The organism is uncultured Muriicola sp. (genome assembly GCF_947258935.1).
GTDB lineage: Bacteria > Bacteroidota > Bacteroidia > Flavobacteriales > Flavobacteriaceae > Muriicola.
In genome coordinates this window covers 1-3,443 of the sequence record NZ_CAMYKH010000123.1, presented here as the reverse complement: position 1 = coordinate 3,443, position 3,443 = coordinate 1, and the positions used below count along the sequence as shown (strand labels likewise).

3 protein-coding genes are annotated in these 3,443 nt (G+C 40.4%); all 3 read right to left on the bottom strand.

Going from position 1 to position 3,443, the window contains the following annotated elements; genetic code table 11:
- Positions 1-262: 262 nt before the first annotated feature.
- Positions 263-1,534, bottom strand: coding sequence for a DEAD/DEAH box helicase (locus Q0X72_RS13395; protein ID WP_297766423.1), 1,272 nt, complete (start codon positions 1,532-1,534; stop codon positions 263-265).
- Between the two features lie 233 nt (positions 1,535-1,767).
- Entirely contained in the window at positions 1,768-2,352 is a 585-nt protein-coding gene (locus Q0X72_RS13390; RefSeq protein WP_297766421.1) for a hypothetical protein, read from the bottom strand.
- A 229-nt stretch (positions 2,353-2,581) separates the two neighbouring features.
- The coding region (locus Q0X72_RS13385) for an SGNH/GDSL hydrolase family protein (RefSeq protein ID WP_297766418.1) at positions 2,582-3,443 on the bottom strand (862 nt) is incomplete at its 5' end.

Here is a 3,443-nt window from a genome sequence, read left to right as displayed (position 1 = left end):
TATTCAGCATTACTTTTACTTCTGCCGGTATTTCTACGGGCTCCGGAGCAGGATTTTTGTCGGCAGCAGAGGCCAAAGTAACTACTCCAAAAGAGAACATAACAATCATTACATAAAGACTCACTTTTTTCATTTTATTCATTTTTAAGAGGTTAGAATTTCTTCTTTAAATCAAGTGTATAATCTTCTGGGATATTATCTACTAACATCATAGAATGTAAATAATGGATAGGATAAACCTAATGACTAAGATAAAAAGCATTTATCTTCTATTCTTCCTGCGAAACCCCTGGTTGTGCTCTCCTTTTTTTTTGTTCCGATTGGCAAAAAACTCTTGCTTCCTCCGTTGCTTTTCCTTCTCTTTTTCTTTCTTTTCAGCAGCATTCATAGGTCTGTCTGTCTGAGGGAAGGGATGGTCCTTTACGATTTCGATCTTCTGACCGGTGAGTTTTTCTATATCGGCGATATATGCGTTTTCTTCCGGTTCACAAATGGAGATAGAAATGCCTTCTTCTCCGGCGCGACCACAACGACCAATTCTATGTACATAGGTCTCTGACTCATTGGGAATATCGTAGTTAATTACATAACGCAGCTTGTCAATGTCAATACCACGTGCGGCTATATCTGTTGCAACTAATACCCTTTTTTTCCCGTCTTTGAAATCCTTGAGCGCCTTTTGACGCTGGTTTTGAGACTTGTTTCCGTGGATAGCTGCCGCTTCAATTCTTTTCTTATGAAGGTTCCTCACAATTTTGTCTGCCCCGTGTTTGGTCCTGGAAAAAAGTAATACCTGTTCCAAATCAGGGTTTTGAAGGATGTGTAAGAGCAAATCATTTTTATGCCCTTTGTTCGTCGTATATAAATATTGCTGAATGGTTTCGGCTGTAGAAGAGACCGGACTCACGGCTACCTTTTTTGGATTGTTTAAAATTTGATGAGATAGGGTCACAATACTTTTAGGCATGGTAGCCGAGAAAAATAAGGACTGCCTTTCCCTGGGTAATTTAGCTATGATCTTCTTAATGTCATGAATAAAACCCATGTCGAGCATCCTATCTGCTTCATCCAACACAAAATATTTTACGTCTCGTAAAGAGATATATCCCTGGTTCATTAAATCGAGCAAACGCCCGGGAGTGGCTACCAAAATATCTACCCCACTGCGTAAGGCATTGGTTTGAGATCCTTGTGAAACTCCTCCAAAGATCACAGTATTCTTAATGCCGGTGTACTTCCCATAGGCCGTAAAACTTTCCCCAATCTGTATGGCCAGCTCCCGGGTAGGGGTCACTACAAGGGCCTGCACTTTGCGTTTCCCGCTTTTGTGCTGCTGCTCATTGTACAAATGCTGCAACATGGGAATAGCAAAAGCCGCCGTTTTTCCTGTCCCGGTTTGAGCACTGCCAATTACATCTTCCCTATTGAGAACAAGGGGGATGGCATCTGCCTGTATGGGAGTAGGGGTTGTATAATCCAGATCCTTGAGGGCCTTAAGGATGGGGGAGATCAATTTTAGATCTTCAAATGTCATGTTCTGTAGTTTCAGGCTGCAAAAGTACTACTAAATGGGCCAGAAGCGAAGGGAATGGCGCAAGAACTGCCTGGGAACAGCTTTCACGATAGCGTACACTTTGTCATATCGAGCGCCAGCCTGCCGTAGGTATGTAAACCATCCGAAGGCACGGGAGTAGAGATATGACATTGCTTCACTCCCATGCCATAGGGATGGGAGTGGAGATGTATTATTTTAATCTAAACTGGCCTTTATTCCTCAGTCTCTCCAAGGACCACATTGGTTAATTCAATGATCCCAGACCTGTCATAGTATAAGAAGCAATGGCTTATCTTCATATCGTCATTGAACATATAAACCATGTGTTGTCTTACGGAGGTAGATTTATCCCCAAGTGTAATAGTTAAATCTGTATAAGCCAGTACCCCGGAACCCGTTACTTTATAATAGTTAGAGGGGGTATTAATTTTTAAAGGTAATAAGGTGTTATTGGCAAAGTTTAAGGTAGCACCTGTAGTCTCCTGATAGTTTTTCCACCAGGAAACAAGGTTATCTTTACCTTCTATGGAATGACGTGTTTCTGAACTGCCGTCTGGCCAGTACCAGATAATATCATCTGCCAAATGTTCAGCGAAGGCATCATGTTCATAATTCGCCATATGGCCTAATGTTTTCAGGACTATATCCGAATATTCATCCGAAGCTACTTCCACCATTGGGACTTCTTTTTCTGCCATGGCAGCATCTTCTTTCTTGGTTTCGGCACAACTGGAAATGAGTAGTGCAGATAAAACAATTCCTTTTGTAAAGATTGAGGTTTTCATACGTGTTTTCATGCTATTGGTTTTAATGATTATCTATGCTTAAAGATAAAGAATAAAGATTAATGACATCCATATGTATTTTAGAAAATGCTAAGGTAAAATGGTGGAGAGAGCAAAAGACGCTGTTACATAGTACTGCATTACTACAAGAATTCTGGCATTTTCTTTTGGATGTACATACTAGTCATTCGTATCTGCGGCAGGCAGGTTTTATCCTTGTCATTTCCACCGGAGGCATAAATTATTTTCGGACTTTATTAAAAACCATTGTGGCAATTTGGGCATGGCAAGCTGTCATTGGATGCCATTCATCATACCATAAGTACTGCTTTGGATCCGGGAAGGCATAGGTTCCTCTCCAGGGAGTGTTTTTAAACGTATTGTTTTGGACCAAATCGTTCATAAATGAGTAGATGTCGATAAAATAAAACGTTGTATCAGGATACGCTTGTACCAATCCTTTACTCTGGTCGAAAAGCAAGGTATAAAGCTCGGAATTAAAATCATTTGTTAGTTTTTTTACGGCCGGGATAAGACTGTGATACTCTGTATTTGGACCATAGCCCAAGGAGGTGGTCAAGTCAAAATTGTTAAAAACCACTATGTATTTGGCCCCTTTATCTATGAGTTTACTCAAACCTGTTTTTATATTCTTCACTGAATTTGTCGGGTCTTCTTTGTTGTCCCAATAGTCATTAACTCCGATCCAAACTGTGAATAATGTTTCTTCAGGAACAGTATTGGGCTCATAGTGATCTACCTGCCAATTGAATCCGGACCAATTGAACCCCAAAAAATGCCCATTATCCGTTCTGGCGCCACCCCAGGCTCTATTATCCAACATTTCACATCCCATCATTTCCTTTAGGTACTCTACCCATACGTAGCCATTGGTATCTCGGTTAAAACCATGCCCATCTATGTAGCCATTGTCCGTAAAGCTGTCGCCAAATGCGACAATGGTTTTAAAATCTTGGGAGGCCCCTGTAGATGGAAATATGAATAGACTAAGAAATAAAAGAATTACAGTTTTCATATTGGATAGGTAAACAGGTTTTGACAAACATTCCTGAATTAAAAATATGAAATTTTGAGATAGGTCT